This is a genomic window from Pseudomonas sp. UBA5706, assembly GCF_002419965.1.
Classification (GTDB): domain Bacteria; phylum Pseudomonadota; class Gammaproteobacteria; order Pseudomonadales; family Pseudomonadaceae; genus Aquipseudomonas.
The window spans coordinates 269,755-287,904 of the sequence record NZ_DIHC01000011.1 but is presented as its reverse complement, the minus strand read 5'-3'; the positions used below and the strand labels follow the sequence as shown (position 1 = coordinate 287,904).

Genomic DNA, 18,150 nt, shown 5'->3' with positions numbered 1-18,150 from the left:
ACGTTTCGCCAACGGGTTGCAGCGCCGGCGTCTTGCCCGAGAACTTACTGGCCTGCACCTTTGATCGCCCGCGCTGCGATCAGGCCCAGAACGCCGATAGCGGCGCTGGTGAGGCTGGCAGTCAGTGCGCCGTCCAGCAGCAACAGGCCGGAAACGATCGACAGCGCAAACGCCAGGGATGACAGCACCAGGTTCGACGACAGGCCGGATGTGTGAGCCTCGGAGAAGAAATCGTCGAGGTGCAGGTTGGAGATGAATTTTGACATGGTGCTTACCTCTGCTTGGCCTGAATAAGAACCGTTTTCGATGGGCTCAGAGTAGGCTCGCCACCTGGCTGGCGGCGAATCGAGGTTTGCTATCGGTGTCATAGGGAGGAGCAAAGCAGGTGGGGCATGATCACTTCGGTCGCATAAACCGCTCTGCCTGCCGCTGATGACGGTCCTGGGATCACTGGTGCCGCTGTTGCGGCACCGGCATGTCGCTGCGGCAGGGAGCGAGGTTAGCGGATCGTTTTATCCGCGCGACTTCAACTGCCCGATTGCCGTATTCAGTTCGCCAGCCAATGTCGCCAGCTCATCACTGGTGCTCGCCGAATCGACGGTCTGGCGCACGGTGCGTTCGGTGACGTCGCGAATACTGACCACCGCCCGGTTCATCTCCTCGGCGACCTGACTCTGCTGCTGCGCCGCCACGGCGATCTGCGTGTTGCTCTCGCGCATCTGCGCCACCGCCTCGGTAATCGCCGCCAGGGCCTGCCCGGCCTCCTGCGCCTGCTGGACGCAGTCGTCAGCCTTGTACGAGCTTTCCTGCATGAAGTCTACGGCGTCGCGCGTTCCGGCCTGCAAGGCCACGACCATGCGGGTGATTTCGTCGGTGGACGCCTGAACGCGTTTGGCCAGATTGCGCACCTCGTCAGCAACCACCGCAAAGCCGCGACCCATTTCCCCAGCCCGGGCCGCCTCGATGGCGGCATTGAGCGCGAGCAGGTTGGTCTGTTCGGCAATGCTGTGAATCACGCCGACCACGCCGTTGATCTTCTGGCTGTCCTCGGCCAGACGCTGGATCATGCCTGCCGTCTGCTGCACGCCGCTGGAAAGGCCGGCGATCGAGGTCTGCACTCGATCCACCACTGCCTTGCCGCTGCCGGCCAACGCGTCGGCATTCTGTGACTGATCGCGCGTGGCACTGGCGTGCTGGGCGATGTGATACACCGTGGCGGTCATTTCGTTGATTGCCGTGGCCACCTGATCGGTTTCGCTTTGCTGGCCGAGCATGCCTTCGCGTACATCGCTCATGCCGGCGGCCAGGTGCACCGCACCCTGGTCCAGCCGCGCGGCCGATTGTGCGACAGTGCCGACGATACGCTGATAGCTGGTCTGCATGGCGTTGAAGGCCTTGGCCATTTGCCCCACTTCGTCTTCGGAGACCAGAGGAACGCGCGCCGACAGATCGCCGGTTTGCTCAACGTGCAGCATCACATCCTTGAGCGTGTTGAGGTGGGTCAGCAAGAAACGGATCAGCAACTGCGAGGCGCTGAGCATCGCCAGCATCAGGACGAATACGGCAATGGCGTAATGAGTGAAATGTTCGGTCAGCACCTGCCTGAACGACGGTGCGGCGATGAGTTGTGCGGTATCGGGCACCGATTGCCCGGTCGGCCAGGCCGCCAGCAGCTGCGCGTGAGCCTGCGCGGCCGCCCTGGCATCCTCGGCGCGGCTTTTTTGCTCAAGGTTTAGCGCATAGAGCACCAACAGCAGAAGGGCGAAGAACGCGACGGCGTTCACCGCCCAGAATTTGTATTTCAGCGAGATGTTGCTCAACCAGCGGCCCATGAGGAAGCTCTTCTGTGATTGCACGTGATAAGGCAAGGTGCCATTAGTTTCTCAGCTGTGCATGTCCCAAGCGTTGATCTGCATCAGTCTTTGATAAGGCGAAGGTAGGCTAGCCGATCTAGCACCAGCTTCAAGGGTGGTGGGCGTCGCTAAGCCATACGGCTACAGGGCGGACTCGTTGAGCATCGGCAGTGAAAAGAAGGCACGCGCGCAGGCCGTGGTGTGCGCGGCAACGTCTTCGGGCGTTTCACCGCGGTGCAGCGCCACTTCCCGCAGTACCTCCGGCAGATAGGCTGGCTCATTGCGGCCGTTCTTCGGCTTCGGTCGCAGGCTGCGGGGGAGCAGCCAGGGCGCATCGCTTTCCAGCATCAGGCGGCCGCTGGGGATTTCGCGAACCAGCGGATGCAAGTGAGTGCCCCGGCGTTCGTCGCAGATCCAGCCGGTGATACCGATGTGCAGGTCCATGTCCAGGTAGCTGAACAGCGCACGTTTTTCGCCGGTAAAACAATGGATGACCGCGCCGGGCAGGTGATCGCGGTACTCGCGCAGGATCGCCAGCAGCCGTTCGTCGGCTTCGCGTTCATGCAGAAACACTGGCAGATTCAAGGTTGCAGCCAGTGCCAACTGGGCATGCAGCACCTGTTCCTGTTGCGGGCGAGGGGAGAAGTCGCGGTTGAAATCCAGGCCGCATTCACCCACTGCGACCACCGAAGGCTCCTTGAGCAGCGCCTGCAACTGTTGTTCGGTCTGCGCTGTCCAATCGCTCGCCGAATGGGGGTGAACCCCGGCGGTGCTGAACAAGCGCTGAGCGCTTTGGTCCAGTTGGTGACACATCTGCAGCGCCTGTTCACTGCTGTCGACGTTGGTGCCGGTGAGGATCAATTGCGCCACGCCTGCCCCGTAGGCGCGGTCGAGCACCTCCTGTTCTTTGGAGGCGAATGAAGGGTTCGTAAGATTGACGCCGATGTCGATTAAATGCATGGTTCACCTCAGGCCGGAGGCCGAGAAGAATACCAGAGCGATTGAAGCGATAAAAAACAAGCAGGTTCAACTGCTTAGAATTATTAGATCCCTGTGTCGTGACCAACTGCCTTGTCCATGCAGCCCCGCGCGACGGCCAGACACAGACTTCAAGCCCGTTTTTTCGGCATTTTCCCGGAGCGTCAATGATCCGAGCCTCGCTGATTTCATTACTGTGCCTGTTGATGGTGCCGGCCCATGCGTCGGCACGTCCCGCCGGGCCGCCGGTGGTTATCAAGAAAACCCAGGTTCGCGACCTTGCCGCGATACGCAGCAGCAAAGTGCTGCGCGTGCTGGTCAACCAGAGCCGCAACAGCTCGGGCGAGGTGCAGGGCGAGCCGATTGGCGTCGAATATCGCCGCCTGCAAGCCTTCGAAAAGTACCTCAATGGCCATGCCCGGGATGGCCAGAACGTCTCGATCAAACTGATTCCCAAAGCCAAGGATCAACTGCTTGCCGCGCTGCAGCGCGGAGAAGGGGACATGGTTGCCCCCGGCGAGTTGCTCGACGCCAGTGCCGCGCAGTACGTCGATGCCACCGCGCCGGTGGTCAGCCACGTGCCGTTGGTGGTGGTTGGCGTACGTGGCGAGCGCGTGCTCAAGCACCCGGAGCAACTGTCGGGTCGCACGCTGATGTTGGCCAGTGGTAGCGTGGCGGACGATGCGATCGTGCAGCTCAATCAGAGGCTGGCGCTGCGCAAGCTACCGCCGGTCAAAATCGAATGGGTCGATCCGAGCCTGGCCGTGGAAGACGTGCTGGAAATGGTCCAGGCCGGGATCTATCACCTGACTGTGGTCGAGCAACCGATTGCCGAGCGCTGGGTGCGGGTTATGCCCAGATTGCGCGTCGACCGCAGCCTGGCGCTGAGCGATCCGGGGGACATGAAGTGGTTCGTGCGCAAAGACGCCGTCATGCTGCATGCCACGGTTGACCGATTCCTCGACACTTACGAGCCGCCGGCCAACCAGGATGCGGCGTTTCAAAAAGCCTATAAAGACCTCTATCGCGTGCATTACCCGTTGGCCCGGGAAGACCGTCAGCGTCTGGAAAAATTGCGGCCTACCCTTCAGCGTCACGCCGATGCGCAGAAGATGGACTGGCTGGATCTGGCAGCGCTGGCCTTCAAAGAGTCGGCCCTAAACCCGGTGGCCAAGGGCGGCAGCGGCGCCACGGGTCTGCTGCAGATCACGCCGTCGGCGGCGCAGCGGGTTGGCGTGGGTAACATTCGCGATGTCGATGGCAATGTGCAGGCCGCCAGCAAATACCTGGCGATGATTCGTCGCAAATTCTTTGCCAGCCCGCGCATTAACGAGCGCGAGCGCATGGCGTTCACCCTTGCGGCATACAACCTGGGGCCTGAGCGAGTTCAGGCAATGCGGGCCGAGGCCCGGCGGCAGGGCTTGAATCCGAATCAGTGGTTCTTTCAGGTCGAACGCGTGGCGATGGAGCAGGCGGGGATGAACGTGGTCAGCTACGTGAACAGTGTGAACAAGTATTATCTGGCGTACGACCAGGAGCGCAGTTCACTGGAGAGTCCTTCGACACGCAAGGTGGCCTCAAGAGATTGATCGATGCTTTCCGGGCATTCCCTGCAGCGCACCAATGCCTGACGGGTGCCCGACGCGTCAATGACGCATAGCGGTCGAGCACCGGCTTATCCCATATGGCGCAAGAATGATCATCCGCTGCTGTCGCTTGGCGGACGATCACCCCGCCAATTGACAATTCCCCTTCGGCTTCTCTACGATGCCGCTCATGCGCCGATTTAAACAGCTACTTGCGGGGCGCCGGATGTCGTCGAGAACGTCACCGAAATACCGCTAAAGCGCTGGTTCGGTGTTGCCTCTCGCCGCTGCCCAGCGCAACACTGAGGCAGAGAAAACGCACTATGAGCAGCAACCCCAGTCCGCGCCCCCTCGTTCGTCTGGCTCCCATTGCCAGTCAATTCAACCGTAGCAACCCGAAAATTCTCCTGGGCGGTGCCCATCAGCCGACGCTGCTGCGCTATCTCGACGGTTGGCCCCGCCGCCAGCACGGTCCTCATGCGTTCCTCATCCGGTTCATCGATGTCGACGAATCCCTTGCCGGCTTTGCCAACGACCAGTTTGACCTGGCTGTGATCCAGGCGCCGTCCGCCGAGCATGCCGAAGGGGTGATCCGGCACCTGACGCGCATCGCACGCCAGGGTTTGATCACCCGTTGCTAAATCAGCGGCGTGTCGGTTGCAGGTGTTCGTCAGGATGGCTTAGCTTGCGAGCGCCTCGAAGCTCGTTGGCATGTCGACAATTGGCGATCAAATGGCTGCGCAGTGACCAGTCGGTATTGATGATGTAGAAATTCTGGATATAGCTGTTCTCGTCGACCGATTCGAACCATTGATCAATCTTATGACTCAAGTCGCTCGGGGTATGGAAGGGCAGCGAATATTTCGCGCACTGCACCGCCTGCAGGTAAAAAGGCGCTTTGTGTTCTTTGGACACGTCATCGACGAAGGTTTTGAGGGTGTTGGTATTGAACAGGTTCTCGCCGGGCCAGCGCTGGGTGACGCCGTCCCACCCCAGCTCTTCGACGCTGCTGGAGTTGTAAGCGACCACCACATTTCTGCCCGGCTGATGCTCCCAGATCTGCCCGAGCGTCCAGTGATGCATGTCAAACGGAATGACCCGGCCTCCTAGTTCATTGAACACCTGCGCCTGCAGTTGCGCATGGGCCTGATCGGTGAACCCCTCGAACTGATGAAAATCCAGAATAAGAATTTCCCGGGCCGCGGTGCCGTCGCTTTCCAGTTCAGCGAAAAACGCCCGAACGGCTTCGACGATGTCGACCGCGACCGTTCTGCCAGAGCTTGTCAGGTGGAAGAGTTGGAAGCGGGCGGGGTCGCCTTCCGGATAGTTTTCGTCAACGGCGATTCGCAGGTCGAGCACCCGGATGCCGTGACGAAGTTGCTCCAGTGGCGAAACGTCCTGAGCGTACTCTTGAGGTACGCCGAAGTTGGGCGATTGCTTGTCGCTGCCCGAGTTGTGTGAGCCTGGCAGGATCAGTTCGTCAATCCGCAGATGCTCAAGGTTAGGGGTCTGGGCCATCCATTGAAGATGAACGGGCGCGTCGGTGTTGCCTTGAAAGGTAGTCATTTAGTCAGTCCTTGACGTAGTGAAGGCGCGTCGCTGCAAGCGTGCGCCGGGCATTCCTTGCCCTGAAACTCGTGGAACAGAGTTGCCTCAACTCCGCCTGGGGTCAACTCGATATCGCAACACGCATCGTTACTGGATGTTGTGTAGCGGCCTTTGCGCAAACCTCCTGTGGGATGAGCCGTTTGCCCCTGGCCGCTGAGCCCAACGGCTTGTCCAAGGGGTTGTCATTCGCGAGCGCCGGGCATGTCCAACTTCAACGCATTTGATTAGGGTCAATGACTTTACACAGGAGGCGTTAGGCGCTATCTGTGTCTGCCAATACCCTCCAGCCCGTTACGGATTACGGTGTAGGAATCTCTGGGCGTGAATTCCTCAGTTCACGCCCTCAATGCAAGGGCCGGCTATGTCGTGTGATTTACGTTTCAAACAGGCGTGTGAGCAGTCTGGTTATGACGTTGATGGCGAGATCAAGATCGGCGGCAACTATGTGCCCCTGGTTCGCCACGAAGATCAGGTCTACATCAGCGGCCAGATTCCGCGAGTGGGCGACACCGTCGTGGTCACCGGGCGCGCAGGTGCCGATGTGTCTCTGCAGCAGGCGCAATTGGGCGCAAAAATCAGTGCGCTACGCGCCCTTGCCTTGTTGCAACGCAGCCTGGGCAGCCTCGACAGGGTCAAGCGAGTGCTGCGCATGACGCTGTTCGTGCAGTGCACCGACAGCTTCACCCAGCAGAGCGAAGTCGCGGATGGCGCCTCTGAGTTGCTGTTTTTCGTGTTCGGCGAGGTCGGGGCTCATACCCGTAGCTCGGTAGGGGTGTACCAGTTACCGAAAAATGCGACGGTGGAGCTGGATCTGATTGCGGTGGCTGGGTAGAAGCGGCCGCGTAGTGCGGCGCAGCAGCACGGTCATTTTCCCCAGGCTGCCAACGCGCTCTGCACAAAGTGACGGACCTTGGGCAACCGGTAACGATCCTGCGGGTATAGCAGCCACATGGGTCGACTGGGAGGCTGGTAATCCTGCAGCAGTGGCACCAGGAGCCCGGCCTTTAGATCCTCGCTGATCAGCACATCCGGCAACATTGCCACGCCCATGCCCGCCAGTGCTGCCTGCCGCAGTGCTGGCGAACTGTTGACGATCATCGGGCCGGACACCGGAATTTCCGTCACGCCTTGTGGACCGGTCAGCTTCCATAGCTTGTCGGCGGCCCGCCAGTCGTCGCCTGCGGAGTAGGCGAAGGCCAGGCAATGGTGATCGCGCAGATCATCGGCGATTCGCGGTGTGCCGCGACGTTTGAGGTAATCCGGGGAGGCGCAGATGGTCAGGGTGTAGTCCTGCAACGGCCTGGCAATCAGCGCCGACGGCTCGGGAATCCCCAGGCGGATCGCCGCATCGAAGCCGTGCTCGATCAGGTCCATCAATTGATTGCTCAGCACCACCTCGACCTTGAGTTCTGGATAGCGCTGGGTGAAGTCGCTGAGCATGGGCGCCAGGCGTTCGGCGCCGAATGCAGGCGGCGCGGTGAGGCGCAGGGTGCCGCTGGGTTGGGTCTGGGCGTGTTCTGCCATGCGCTGCGCATCGTTGACCAGCCCCAAGACTTCGACACAGCGGCGATAGTACTGCAGGCCGAACTCCGTCAGGTTCTGGCGACGCGTCGTACGCTGTAACAGGCTCACGCCCAGACGTTGCTCCAACGCCTTGAGGTGGTTGCCGACCATGGTTGTCGACATTTCACACTGGCGTGCGGCGGCGGTCAGGCTGCCGGTTTCCACTACTTTCACAAACACCGCCATTGCCTGAAAAACGTCCATTATCAAGCTCTGCTTTAAAGTCACTGAAGAAAGTCGATCTTTATACAGTAAAAGCCGTTAACCATACTGCTGCCATACCCTGTGATGGAACTACGGACATGACCGCTGCCTGCCTGATGAATACCTACATACCGCTGCCCTTGAGTTTCGTCAGAGGCGAAGGTATGCAGCTTTGGGACGAAACCGGGCGTCAGTACCTGGACGCGGTGGCGGGGATCGCGGTAACGGGCGTCGGTCACAGCCACCCGTGGATCGTCTCGGCGATCACCGAGCAGGCCGGGTTGCTGTTGCACACTTCCAACCACTACCGGATCGACTGGCAACAGCAGCTGGCGGGCAAGTTGACGCGGTTGTCGGGGCTGGAGCAGGCGTTCTTCAATAATTCCGGTGCCGAAGCCAACGAAACGGCGCTTAAACTCGCGCGGCTGTACGGCTGGGCCAAAGGCATCGAGCGACCGCTGGTAGTGGTCATGGAGAATGCGTTTCACGGTCGCACCCTCGGCACACTTTCGGCCAGCGACAACGGGACCGTGCGCCTGGGTTACCAAGCGATGACCGAAGCATTCGTCAAAGTGCCGTTCGGCGACATGGATGCCATCAAGCAGGCAACCCAGGCCCATGGCGAGCGCATCGTCGCGGTGATGCTTGAGCCGGTTCAGGGCGAAGGGGGCGTGAGCGTACCGCCAGCCGGTTACCTGAAGGCGTTGCGTGCGCATTGCAGCGCCAATGCCTGGTTGATGATGCTCGACGAAATCCAGACCGGCATCGGTCGCACCGGGCGCTGGTTCGCATTCCAGCACGAGGGCATCGTACCGGACGTCATGACCCTGGCCAAGGCGCTGGGTAATGGCATCCCGATCGGCGCATGCCTGGCATCGGCCGAAGTGGCGCGGTTATTTACCCCTGGCAGCCATGGCAGCACTTTCGGCGGTAATCCGCTGGCGTGCCGGGTGGCCTGTACGGTGCTGGATATCGTTGAACGACAGGGCCTGCTGAACAACGCTGCAGCGCAGGGCGAACGGCTCCTGACACGCCTGCGCGATGAACTGGCCGGGCATCCGGACGTGGTGCAGATTCGTGGGCTGGGGTTGATGGTCGGCATCGAGCTGATCAGGCCGATTCGCGACCTGTGCCTGGCGGCTGCACGGGACCATGGCGTGCTGATCAACATCACGCGGGGTCAGACGATCAGGTTGCTGCCGCCGTTGATCATCGGGGAGAAAGATGTCGAACGGATCGTGAATGCGGTAGTGGGCGTGTTGGGCAACAGGGTGACATGATAATCCCCGTTACCTTCCTGCCTGCCGGCGGTTGCGATGCTCATAACATCACCGCCGGCCAGCCATGCTGATGCAGTAGACCGCTTTGCGCATGGCCTCATCCGTTCACTTTGAACCCGACAACTGCATGATCATCGCCACCGTCAGGTACAACCTCGGCGCAATACTCGACAGTTCCGCGTATTCATCATCGGCGTGCAGCCCGGCGCCGACCACGCCCATGGTTTCCAGCACGGCGGGTTTCTGGCTGTCCGGCACATAGGCGTAGCCCGCGTCAGTGCCGAAGCGCATGGCGATCGGTTCGAGGCGGCGGCCAATCTTGCCGTAGAGGGCCTGCGCGGTTTTGGCGAGATCTTCGGTGGCCGGATTTCTTACCAGCGGCGGACGGCCCTTGTCGAGGCGGAAGGTCACCTCGGTGCCATCGATCAGCTTGTTTTGCACGATACGCTGACCGTCGGCCAGCACCCGGTTCGACTCGCTGAGGTCCGAATAGCGCATATCGCCTTCGGCCGCAGCGCTGGCCGGGATGATGTTGCGCTTTTCGCCGCCCTTGAGCAGGGTCCAGTTCACCGTCGTACCTTTGGCCTGGCTCCCCAGATTCTTGAGCTGAACCAGTTGGTGCGCCAGTTCCATGGCGGCGTTCCTGCCAGCTTCCGGGGCGGAGCCTGCATGGGAGGACTTGCCCTTGACGTCGACGAACACCCCATTGATGCCGTTGGTGGCGACGGTCACGGCGTCCTTGTCCGGCGGCTCGTAAGAAAAAACGTAATCATGCTTGCGCGCAAGCTCGGCGATGATGCTCTTTGAACCTGCAGAACCGGTTTCCTCATCCGGGTTGAACAGCACCGTGATGGTGCCGAAATCCTTGAATTCCTGATCCTGCAGCAGTTTCAGCGCGTGCAGCACCATCGCCACGCCACCCTTGGCATCTGCTACGCCGGGGCCGTAAGCGCGATCACCCTCCACGCGCCAGGGCCGCTTGGCAGCGGTACCCGGGCCGAACACCGTGTCGTAGTGAATCATCAGCAGGAAGGTCTTGGTGCCATTGCCCTTGATCGTGCCGACGATGTTGTCCCCCGCCGATGGCGTGGCCGGGGTGGTTTCCACTGTCGCCCCCAAGGCCTTCAGACGCTCGACCAACACTTCGCTCACGGTCTTGAGTCCCGGCGCCTGACCGGTGCCGGTGTCGATGTCCACCAGTTGCTTGACCGTGGCCAGATACGGCTTCTGTTCGGCTTCGGCTTGTTTGAGCAATTGTTCGGCGGGCAGTTCGGCCGAGACGGCCAGTGAGCAGAAGAACGCGGCGGCAACGGCGGTCGCCAGGGAAGTACGTCGAACGAGCATGCTGGATCCCTCAGAAGGTGTGCGAGTGATGTTCTGATAGTCGACGAGTTGGCATGGTTCCCCCAAGCGCTGTCTTCAGTCTTTCCTTCGGTGTGGTCAGGTGCAGCAGACAGCGGGCTTTCCCACGCCGATCGCCGTAGAATCGTGCCTTGAAAAACGAGTTTTCGAGGTTGCAGCGGTGGATTTACAGCAGGGTTTTGTCCTGACCCGACATTGGCGAGACACGCAAGCGGGCACCGAGGTCGACTTCTGGTTGGCGACCGACGACGGCCCGCGGCACGTGCGCCTGCCATTGCAGATATCCACGGCGTTCATTCCGGCGCAGCACCGCGAGCGCGCCGAAGCGGTGCTGCGTCAAGAGAAGGGCGTGGAACTCAAGACGCTGCAGCTGTGTGACTTCCGTCACCGACCCGTGCTGGGCCTTTACACTCATCAGCACCGCCAGTTGATGAACCTGGAAAAGGACCTGCGTCAGGCCAGTGTCGATGTCTATGAAGCCGACGTGCGTCCGCCTGAGCGCTACCTGATGGAACGTTTCATCACCGCGCCGGTGTATTTCAGCGGCACGCCGGATGCCAGCGGCGTGTGGCTGGACGCGCAAATGAAGCCTGCTCCGGGCTATCGTCCGCAGCTTAAACTGGTCTCCCTGGACATCGAAACCACCGAACGTGGCGAGCTGTATTCCATCGCCCTGCAAGGCTGTGGCGAACGCCAGGTGTACATGCTCGGGCCGGCCAATGGTGACGCCTCACAGGTCGACTTCAAGTTCGACTACTGCGACAGCCGCGGACAGTTGCTGCAAAGGCTCAACGAATGGATGGCGCTGCACGACCCCGATGCGATCATCGGCTGGAATGTGGTGCAGTTCGACCTGCGCGTCCTGCACGAGCATTCCCGGCGGCTGAACATCCCGTTGCAGTTAGGGCGCGATGGCGAGGCGATGGGCTGGCGCGAGCACGGGGCCCGCAATAGCCATTTCTTCGCATCGGTCGCCGGGCGCTTGATCATCGACGGCATCGAGGCCCTGCGTTCGGCCACCTGGAGTTTCCCCTCGTTCAGCCTGGAAAACGTCTCGCAGACTTTGCTGGGCGAAGGCAAGGCCATCGACAATCCTTACCAGCGCATGGACGAAATCAACCGCATGTTCGCCGAGGACAAGCCCGCGCTGGCGCGCTACAACCTAAAGGACTGCGAGCTGGTCACGCGGATCTTCGCCAGGACCGAACTGCTGACCTTCCTCCTCGAACGCGCCACCGTCACCGGTCTGCCAGCGGATAGAAGCGGTGGCTCGGTGGCAGCGTTCGAGCATCTGTACATGCCGCTGATGCATCGCAAGGGGTTCGTCGCGCCTAACCTGGGCGAGCGCATGCCTGAGGCCAGCCCTGGCGGTTTCGTCATGGATTCGCGTCCGGGGCTATACGAATCGGTGCTGGTGCTGGACTACAAAAGCCTGTACCCGTCGATCATCCGCAGCTTTCTCATCGATCCGGTGGGGCTGATCGAAGGGCTCAGGCACCCGGATGACAGCGAGTCGGTGGAAGGCTTTCGTGGCGCACGTTTCTCCCGTACCCGTCACTGCCTGCCGGCCATCGTCGCGCGGGTGGCGCAAGGGCGCGAGGTAGCCAAGCGCGACGGCAATGCACCGCTGTCCCAGGCGTTGAAGATCATCATGAACGCCTTCTACGGCGTGCTGGGCTCCAGCGGCTGCCGCTTCTTCGATACGCGGCTGGCGTCGTCCATCACCCTGCGCGGGCATCAGATCATGCGCCAGACCCGCCAACTCATCGAAGCCCAAGGTTACGAGGTGATTTACGGCGATACCGATTCCACGTTCGTTTGGCTCAAACGGCCCCATGGCCAGCAAGAGGCCGCGCAGCTCGGCAAGGCGTTGGTCAAAGGCGTCAACGACTGGTGGCGTGAGCACATACGTGACGACTATGGCTTGGAGAGTGCACTGGAATTGCAATTTGAAACCCACTTCAAACGCTTCCTGATGCCGACCATCCGCGGCGCCGAGGAGGGCAGCAAAAAGCGCTACGCCGGGTTGGTCACCCGCGCCAATGGCGAAGATGAAATGGTCTACAAGGGCCTGGAAGTGGTACGCACCGACTGGTCGCCACTGGCGCAGGATTTCCAAAAGGAATTGTACCTGCGCATCTTCAATAACCGGCCCTACCAGGATTACGTGCGCGACTATGTGCGTCGCACCCTGGCCGGGGAAATGGACGACCAGCTCATCTACCGCAAACGCCTGCGCCGGCCGTTGGACGACTACGAGCGCAACGTTCCGCCCCATGTGCGCGCCGCACGCATCGCCGACGACTACAACCGCCAGCACGGCCGCCCGCTGCAGTACCAGAATCGCGGCTGGATCAGCTACGTGATCAGCGTGGTCGGCCCCGAACCTCTGGAAGTGCGCAGCGCCCCCATCGACTATGACCATTACATCAGCCGGCAACTGCAACCGATCGCCGACGCGATCCTGCCGTTTGTGCAGGACGATTTCGGCACGTTGATTGGCGGGCAGATGGGGCTGTTTTGAGCCAGCTTGGTAATGGAACAGGGCGTCCGACCGGCACCTCACACCCCTACGCTTCCTGGCACCGGCAGTGTCTGGCAAGGCCGTCGGCGGGCATCAGGGCGGACAGGCTTGCGACGTATGCGTTAGCAGAGCGGCAGTGATTAACATTGACGTCCACTCCACACGCAGGAATAGGCACGATCCGTATGTCTATGCGATGGACATGCTGACGCGGTTGGCGAATCAGATCATGGAACTGCGGCGGCCTGATTGGACGCCCGCTTAACGACGCAAGGCGTGTTTGGTGTGATGAGCCCGTGGATACTGCGGGACCATTGACGACCCAATCTGAAAGGACCCGAATGAATGTGGATATATAAATCGCTCGTCGTCATCGGTTTGCTGGGGTCGTTGCTACCCCGTGCGCAGGCTGCTCCAGTTTGCACGCTGGTCAGCAACGTGAAAACAGGCGTTATTCTTCAGCAGGTTGGCACCTGCTCACAGCGGGTAACACTTGCTTCTACGTTTAAGCTGGCGATCAGCTTGATGGGGTTCGATTCCGGTTTTCTCCAGGATAAGCACACGCCCGTCCTGGAATATAAAGCCGGCGAGCCAGACTGGGGCGGTGCGAACTGGCGACAGCCAACCGATCCTGCGAGATGGATAAAATATTCGGTTGTCTGGTATTCGGGACGAATCACGCATGCGCTGGGAGCCCTGCGGGTAGAAAAGTACGCGCGTTCATTCGAGTTTGGTAATGCGGATCTATCAGGTGATCCAGGCAAATCCAACGGGCTTGATCGCGCGTGGATCAGCTCCTCGTTGAAAATCTCCCCGCTGGAGCAACTTCGCTTCCAGGAGAAATTGGCCAGAGGTGACCTGCCAGTCAGTGCCAAAGCGCTCGCAATGACATCCCATATATTCCTGGTCGATGCCCGCCCGGAGGGATGGGAAATTCACGGGAAAACGGGCACTGCCTTTCCCCGAAATGCTGACGGTGTAAGTGATGAGGCGCACGGGTACGGTTGGTTTGTAGGATGGGCAAAAAAAGGAGATCGCGTCTTGGCCTTTGTTCAGCTTGAGCAAGACGATGAGCCTCATAGCGTGGCTGCGGGGGTGCGAGTAAGAGACAAGTTCCTCAGTGAATTTCCTCAATTGGCGCAATGAGGCCCTTGTGAATTTACCTGCTCACTCTGCGTCCAGGATTAAGCCTTGTCTGTGCGGACGGCCAGCGGCGATCAGGCGCCATGGCGCTGGAACTGCCGACCCTCGTTGATCAATACGGTCTGAGATTACGGCCCGGCACTGGAAAGAGTCTGCGGATCGACGTTTTGTCGGGTTTGCGTCGGCGCAAAAAGCAAGCGCTTGCGTGAATCGATTCAGCTGGTCTAGAGTGTTTCACAGCATTTCCCGAGCGTCGCCCGCAACGAGGCGACCCCAACATAAGAACAAGAACTCGGAGATACCCATGCACAGCTCATCCGCTGTACCGTCCCCTGTTTTTCCTGTGCCCGGCGCGCCACGCCTTGCCGCTTCGGACACTCTTCGATGAGTGCCGCCCTTGCCGAACACCCCTTGCCCGTGCTGGAAATGAACGCTATTTCCAAGACCTTCAATGGCCTGCGCGTGCTGAAAAATGTTGCCCTGAAAGTGTATGCCGGTGAAGTCCATGCGCTGATGGGTGAGAACGGCGCCGGCAAATCGACGCTGATGAAAATTCTGTCGGGTGCGTATCAGGCCGATGCCGGGGGCGAGATTCTCATCGGTGGGAAAAGGCTGGTGGCGTTCGATCCGCTGACGGCGAAAGCCGAGGGCATCGCGGTGATTTATCAGGAGTTAAGCCTGTGCCCGAATCTCAGCGTTGCCGAGAACATTTATTTGGGCCGCGAGCTGCGGCGCGGCTGGAGCATCGATCGCAAGGCGATGGAAGCCGGTTGTGTCGAGGTGCTCGTGCGTCTGGGGGCGGATTTCAGACCATCGACCAAGGTCAGCGTGCTGTCGATCGCTGAGCGCCAACTGGTGGAAATTGCCCGCGCGTTGCACGCCAGGGCGAAGATCCTGGTGATGGACGAGCCGACCACACCGCTGTCATCAAGAGAGACCGACCGGCTGTTCGCATTGATCAAGCAGTTGCGAGACCAGGGTTTGGCGATCATTTACATCAGTCACCGCATGGCGGAAATCTATGAGTTGTCCGACCGGGTATCGGTGCTGCGCGACGGCGAATACGTCGGCATGTTGCAACGCGACGGACTGTCGGCGGATGCGTTGGTGAAGATGATGGTTGGCCGCGACCTGTCCGGGTTCTACAAGAAGGAGCACGCGCCTTACGACCCCGGCGCGGTGGTGATGCGCGTGCAGAACATGGCCGATGGCAAACGAGTCAGACCTTGCAGCTTCGAGCTGCATGCCGGCGAAGTGTTGGGCATCGCCGGGTTGGTCGGGGCAGGGCGGACCGAACTGGCGCGGCTGATTTTCGCGGCCGACCCGCGCACCTCCGGAACCCTGGAGGTGGCTGGCAAAACCGTTTCCGAACTGCGCAGCCCGACCGACGCCATCGCTGCGGGGGTGGTTTACCTGACTGAAGATCGCAAGGCTCAGGGCCTGTTTCTCGACATGAGTGTGCGCGACAACATCAACGTTTGTGCCTGTGTGCCGGACGCCCGTGCCGGTGGTGTGCTGGACCGTGTTCGTGGCGCGCAGCGGGCCGTGCAGGCGATTCGTTCGCTGTCGATTCGCGTCGCCTCGGGCAAGGTCAACGTCGGCGCGCTGTCCGGTGGTAACCAGCAGAAAGTCCTTTTGGCGCGTTTGCTGGAGGTCAAGCCTCATGTGCTGATCCTCGACGAGCCCACTCGTGGTGTGGACATCGGCTCGAAGTCCGAGATTTACCGGATCATCAACGAGTTGGCCAAGGCCGGCGTCGGCATCGTGGTGATTTCCAGCGAGTTGCCGGAAATCATCGGCACCTGCGATCGCGTGCTGATCATGCGCGAAGGGCAATTGGTGGCCGAGGTCGGCGGGGCGTCGGGGCAGGCGATTTCCCAGGAGCGGATCATCGATCTGGCGACGGGGGGCGCGCAGGCGCAGTCTCTGGCGTTCGGGGCTTCGTAGCGGTTCGGCTTGCTGGCGGTGGCCTGTTCAGCGTCGCCATTGTCGGCGGGCCGGACTGCTACAGGAATCATCCGAGCACTTTTTTTCAATAACAAAAACAAGGACCTCAGGTCATGAGTCTGCCCCTGGAAAACTCGCCCACCGTGGCCGTCGTCAGCAAGCGCGAGCGTGTACGTGAACTGATGCGCACCATCGGCATGCTGCCCGTTCTGATTCTGTTGCTGGTGGGTTTTGCGCTGATGACCGACAGCTTCATGAGCTGGCAGAACCTGTCGATCATCACCCAGCAAGCCTCGGTCAATGTGGTGCTCGCCGCCGGCATGACCTTCGTGATTCTGACTGCGGGCATCGACCTGTCTGTGGGGGCGATTCTCGCCGCCTCCGCCGTGGTGGCCTTGCAGGCCTCGATGTCACCGCAATGGGGCATGCTCGGCATCGCCGCCGGGGTCGGTTTCGGGTTGTTGCTGGGCCTGGTCAATGGCGGTTTGATCGCCTTCATGCGCCTGCCACCGTTCATCGTCACCCTCGGCGCGCTGACGGCGATGCGCGGGTTGGCGCGTTTACTGGCCGACGACAAAACCGTGTTCAACCCCGACCTGCCCTTTGCCTTCATCGGTAACGATTCGGTGCTCGGCGTGCCGTGGCTGGTGATCATCGCCGTGGCCGTCATTGCAGTGTCCTGGTTCATCCTGCGCCGCACCGTCATGGGGGTACAGATCTATTCGGTGGGCGGTAACCCGGAAGCCGCGCGCCTGTCCGGGATCAAGGTGTGGAAAGTGCTGCTGTTCGTCTATGCCGTTTCCGGTGCGCTGGCGGGATTGGGCGCGGTGATGAGTGCGTCACGGCTGTTTGCGGCCAACGGCTTGCAGTTGGGGCAGTCATACGAACTGGACGCCATCGCGGCGGTAATTCTGGGCGGCACGAGTTTCACCGGGGGTGTCGGCACCATCGGCGGCACCCTGATCGGCGCCCTGATCATTGCGGTGTTGACCAATGGCCTGGTGCTGCTCGGCGTCTCGGACATCTGGCAGTACATCATCAAGGGCATCGTGATCATCGGCGCGGTGGCGCTGGATCGGTATCGTCAGTCAGGTGCACGCACTTGAGTGGGGTCTCGTGTTTCAAATAATCGCTCAAACAATAATCACAAGAGAGAAAGCATGAACGTTAAACGCACATTTCCTGTTGCGGTATCCCTGTGCCTGGCGGCGCTGTTGTCCCAAGGCGTGGCGGCCCGTGAACTGAAAGCGGTGGGCATCAGCCTCGGTTCGCTTGGCAACCCGTATTTCGTGACCCTGGCCGACGGCGCCAAGGCTAAGGCACTGGAAATCAACCCCAATGCCAAGGTCACCTCGGTGTCCGCCGATTACGACCTGAGCAAACAGTTTTCGCAGATCGACAACTTCATCGCCGCCGGCGTGGACCTGATCCTGATCAACGCCGTGGACCCGAAAGCCATCGCCTCGGCGATCAGGAAAGCCCAGGCCGCAGGCATCAAGGTAGTCGCGGTCGATGTCAGCGCCGCTGGCGTGGATGCAACCGTGCAGACCGATAACGTCGAAGCCGGCAGGCTGGCGTGTCAGTTCATCGTCGACAAGCTTTCCGGCACGGGCAACGTAATCATCGAAAACGGCCCGCAGGTGACGGCGGTAACCGATCGGGTGACGGGCTGCAAAACGGCCTTCGCTGCGGCGCCGCAGATCAAGGTGTTGTCCGACGATCAGGACGCCAAGGGTTCGCGCGACGGCGGCCTGAATGCGATGCAGGGCTACCTGACACGCTTCCCGAAAATCGACGGCCTGTTCGCAATCAACGACCCGCAGGCCATCGGCAGCGACCTGGCGGCCAGACAGCTCAAGCGCAGCGGCATCGTGATGACCTCGGTCGACGGCGCGCCGGACATCGAGCATGCCTTGAAATCCGAATCCTCGATTCAGGCTTCGGCCAGTCAGGATCCGTGGGCCATGGCCCAGCAAGCGGTGGTGATCGGCAATGACCTGCTCAATGACAAGAAACCGGCCGAGGCGGTGACTCAGCTCACGCCCAAACTGATCACCCGCGACAATATCGGCTCCTATACCGGCTGGTCGAGCAAACACTGA

The 18,150-nt window shown here is 60.7% G+C and carries 15 protein-coding genes; 9 read left to right on the top strand and 6 right to left on the bottom strand.

What is annotated here, in order from left to right; translation table 11 throughout:
- Positions 1-44: 44 nt before the first annotated feature.
- The 3 genes from B3I26_RS07060 to B3I26_RS07050 form a co-directional block, all read right to left on the bottom strand.
- Positions 45-266, bottom strand: coding sequence for a hypothetical protein (locus B3I26_RS07060; RefSeq protein WP_296256423.1), 222 nt, complete (start codon positions 264-266; stop codon positions 45-47).
- A 246-nt stretch (positions 267-512) separates the two neighbouring features.
- Positions 513-1,832, bottom strand: a complete 1,320-nt coding sequence (locus B3I26_RS07055) for a methyl-accepting chemotaxis protein (protein ID WP_296256421.1) — start codon at positions 1,830-1,832, stop codon at positions 513-515.
- A gap of 162 nt (positions 1,833-1,994) precedes the next feature.
- Positions 1,995-2,813 (bottom strand): TatD family hydrolase, encoded by an 819-nt coding sequence (locus B3I26_RS07050; RefSeq protein WP_296256419.1) that lies wholly within the window; start codon positions 2,811-2,813, stop codon positions 1,995-1,997.
- A 185-nt stretch (positions 2,814-2,998) separates the two neighbouring features.
- Here B3I26_RS07050 and B3I26_RS07045 point away from each other — a divergent pair, with 185 nt between their 5' ends.
- Positions 2,999-4,420 carry a transglycosylase SLT domain-containing protein gene (locus B3I26_RS07045; RefSeq protein ID WP_296256417.1) on the top strand — a complete coding sequence of 474 codons (1,422 nt, stop codon included), beginning with the start codon at positions 2,999-3,001 and terminating at the stop codon, positions 4,418-4,420.
- A gap of 320 nt (positions 4,421-4,740) precedes the next feature.
- On the top strand, positions 4,741-5,058 hold the full coding sequence (locus tag B3I26_RS07040; RefSeq protein WP_296256415.1) for a class I SAM-dependent methyltransferase: 318 nt from the start codon (positions 4,741-4,743) through the stop codon (positions 5,056-5,058).
- A gap of 1 nt (position 5,059) precedes the next feature.
- Here the strand turns inward: B3I26_RS07040 and B3I26_RS07035 are convergent, their stop codons facing one another.
- Positions 5,060-5,983: a hypothetical protein gene (locus B3I26_RS07035; protein ID WP_296256413.1), complete on the bottom strand. Its 924-nt coding sequence runs from the start codon at positions 5,981-5,983 to the stop codon at positions 5,060-5,062.
- A gap of 403 nt (positions 5,984-6,386) precedes the next feature.
- Here B3I26_RS07035 and B3I26_RS07030 point away from each other — a divergent pair, with 403 nt between their 5' ends.
- Positions 6,387-6,857 (top strand): RidA family protein, encoded by a 471-nt coding sequence (locus tag B3I26_RS07030; protein ID WP_296256411.1) that lies wholly within the window; start codon positions 6,387-6,389, stop codon positions 6,855-6,857.
- Positions 6,858-6,889: 32 nt separating this feature from the next.
- Here B3I26_RS07030 and B3I26_RS07025 read toward each other — a convergent pair whose 3' ends face one another.
- Entirely contained in the window at positions 6,890-7,792 is a 903-nt protein-coding gene (locus B3I26_RS07025; protein WP_296256409.1) for a LysR family transcriptional regulator, read from the bottom strand.
- A 98-nt stretch (positions 7,793-7,890) separates the two neighbouring features.
- On the opposite strand from B3I26_RS07025, the gene B3I26_RS07020 reads away from it, so the two are divergent.
- A complete protein-coding gene (locus B3I26_RS07020; protein ID WP_296256408.1) occupies positions 7,891-9,072 on the top strand; it encodes an aspartate aminotransferase family protein in 1,182 nt (393 codons plus the stop codon).
- Positions 9,073-9,177: 105 nt separating this feature from the next.
- Here the strand turns inward: B3I26_RS07020 and B3I26_RS07015 are convergent, their stop codons facing one another.
- Entirely contained in the window at positions 9,178-10,416 is a 1,239-nt protein-coding gene (locus B3I26_RS07015) for a M20/M25/M40 family metallo-hydrolase (protein ID WP_296256406.1), read from the bottom strand.
- 178 nt (positions 10,417-10,594) lie between these two features.
- On the opposite strand from B3I26_RS07015, the gene B3I26_RS07010 reads away from it, so the two are divergent.
- The 5 genes from B3I26_RS07010 to B3I26_RS06990 all read left to right on the top strand — a co-directional run bounded on the left by B3I26_RS07010 (position 10,595) and on the right by B3I26_RS06990 (position 18,150).
- Positions 10,595-12,958 (top strand): DNA polymerase II, encoded by a 2,364-nt coding sequence (locus tag B3I26_RS07010; protein WP_296256405.1) that lies wholly within the window; start codon positions 10,595-10,597, stop codon positions 12,956-12,958.
- 345 nt (positions 12,959-13,303) lie between these two features.
- Positions 13,304-14,104, top strand: coding sequence for a class D beta-lactamase (gene blaOXA / locus B3I26_RS07005; RefSeq protein WP_296256402.1), 801 nt, complete (start codon positions 13,304-13,306; stop codon positions 14,102-14,104).
- Positions 14,105-14,485: 381 nt separating this feature from the next.
- Positions 14,486-16,048: a sugar ABC transporter ATP-binding protein gene (locus B3I26_RS07000; RefSeq protein WP_296256400.1), complete on the top strand. Its 1,563-nt coding sequence runs from the start codon at positions 14,486-14,488 to the stop codon at positions 16,046-16,048.
- Positions 16,049-16,161: 113 nt separating this feature from the next.
- Positions 16,162-17,154: an ABC transporter permease subunit gene (locus B3I26_RS06995; RefSeq protein WP_296256399.1), complete on the top strand. Its 993-nt coding sequence runs from the start codon at positions 16,162-16,164 to the stop codon at positions 17,152-17,154.
- Between the two features lie 54 nt (positions 17,155-17,208).
- Positions 17,209-18,150 (top strand): ABC transporter substrate-binding protein, encoded by a 942-nt coding sequence (locus tag B3I26_RS06990; RefSeq protein WP_296256397.1) that lies wholly within the window; start codon positions 17,209-17,211, stop codon positions 18,148-18,150.

What these genes read in the sequence shown, in the direction of transcription:
- B3I26_RS07000 (WP_296256400.1), top strand. Translation starts at nt 14,486, where the DNA reads ATGAGTGCCGCCCTTGCCGAACACCCCTTGCCCGTGCTGGAAATGAAC.
- B3I26_RS06995 (WP_296256399.1), top strand. Translation starts at nt 16,162, where the DNA reads ATGAGTCTGCCCCTGGAAAACTCGCCCACCGTGGCCGTCGTCAGCAAG.
- B3I26_RS07015 (WP_296256406.1), bottom strand. Translation starts at nt 10,416, where the DNA reads ATGCTCGTTCGACGTACTTCCCTGGCGACCGCCGTTGCCGCCGCGTTC.
- B3I26_RS07050 (WP_296256419.1), bottom strand. Translation starts at nt 2,813, where the DNA reads ATGCATTTAATCGACATCGGCGTCAATCTTACGAACCCTTCATTCGCC.
- B3I26_RS07030 (WP_296256411.1), top strand. Translation starts at nt 6,387, where the DNA reads ATGTCGTGTGATTTACGTTTCAAACAGGCGTGTGAGCAGTCTGGTTAT.
- B3I26_RS07055 (WP_296256421.1), bottom strand. Translation starts at nt 1,832, where the DNA reads ATGGGCCGCTGGTTGAGCAACATCTCGCTGAAATACAAATTCTGGGCG.
- blaOXA (WP_296256402.1), top strand. Translation starts at nt 13,304, where the DNA reads ATGTGGATATATAAATCGCTCGTCGTCATCGGTTTGCTGGGGTCGTTG.
- B3I26_RS07020 (WP_296256408.1), top strand. Translation starts at nt 7,891, where the DNA reads ATGACCGCTGCCTGCCTGATGAATACCTACATACCGCTGCCCTTGAGT.
- B3I26_RS07045 (WP_296256417.1), top strand. Translation starts at nt 2,999, where the DNA reads ATGATCCGAGCCTCGCTGATTTCATTACTGTGCCTGTTGATGGTGCCG.
- B3I26_RS07060 (WP_296256423.1), bottom strand. Translation starts at nt 266, where the DNA reads ATGTCAAAATTCATCTCCAACCTGCACCTCGACGATTTCTTCTCCGAG.
- B3I26_RS07040 (WP_296256415.1), top strand. Translation starts at nt 4,741, where the DNA reads ATGAGCAGCAACCCCAGTCCGCGCCCCCTCGTTCGTCTGGCTCCCATT.
- B3I26_RS06990 (WP_296256397.1), top strand. Translation starts at nt 17,209, where the DNA reads ATGAACGTTAAACGCACATTTCCTGTTGCGGTATCCCTGTGCCTGGCG.
- B3I26_RS07025 (WP_296256409.1), bottom strand. Translation starts at nt 7,792, where the DNA reads ATGGACGTTTTTCAGGCAATGGCGGTGTTTGTGAAAGTAGTGGAAACC.
- B3I26_RS07035 (WP_296256413.1), bottom strand. Translation starts at nt 5,983, where the DNA reads ATGACTACCTTTCAAGGCAACACCGACGCGCCCGTTCATCTTCAATGG.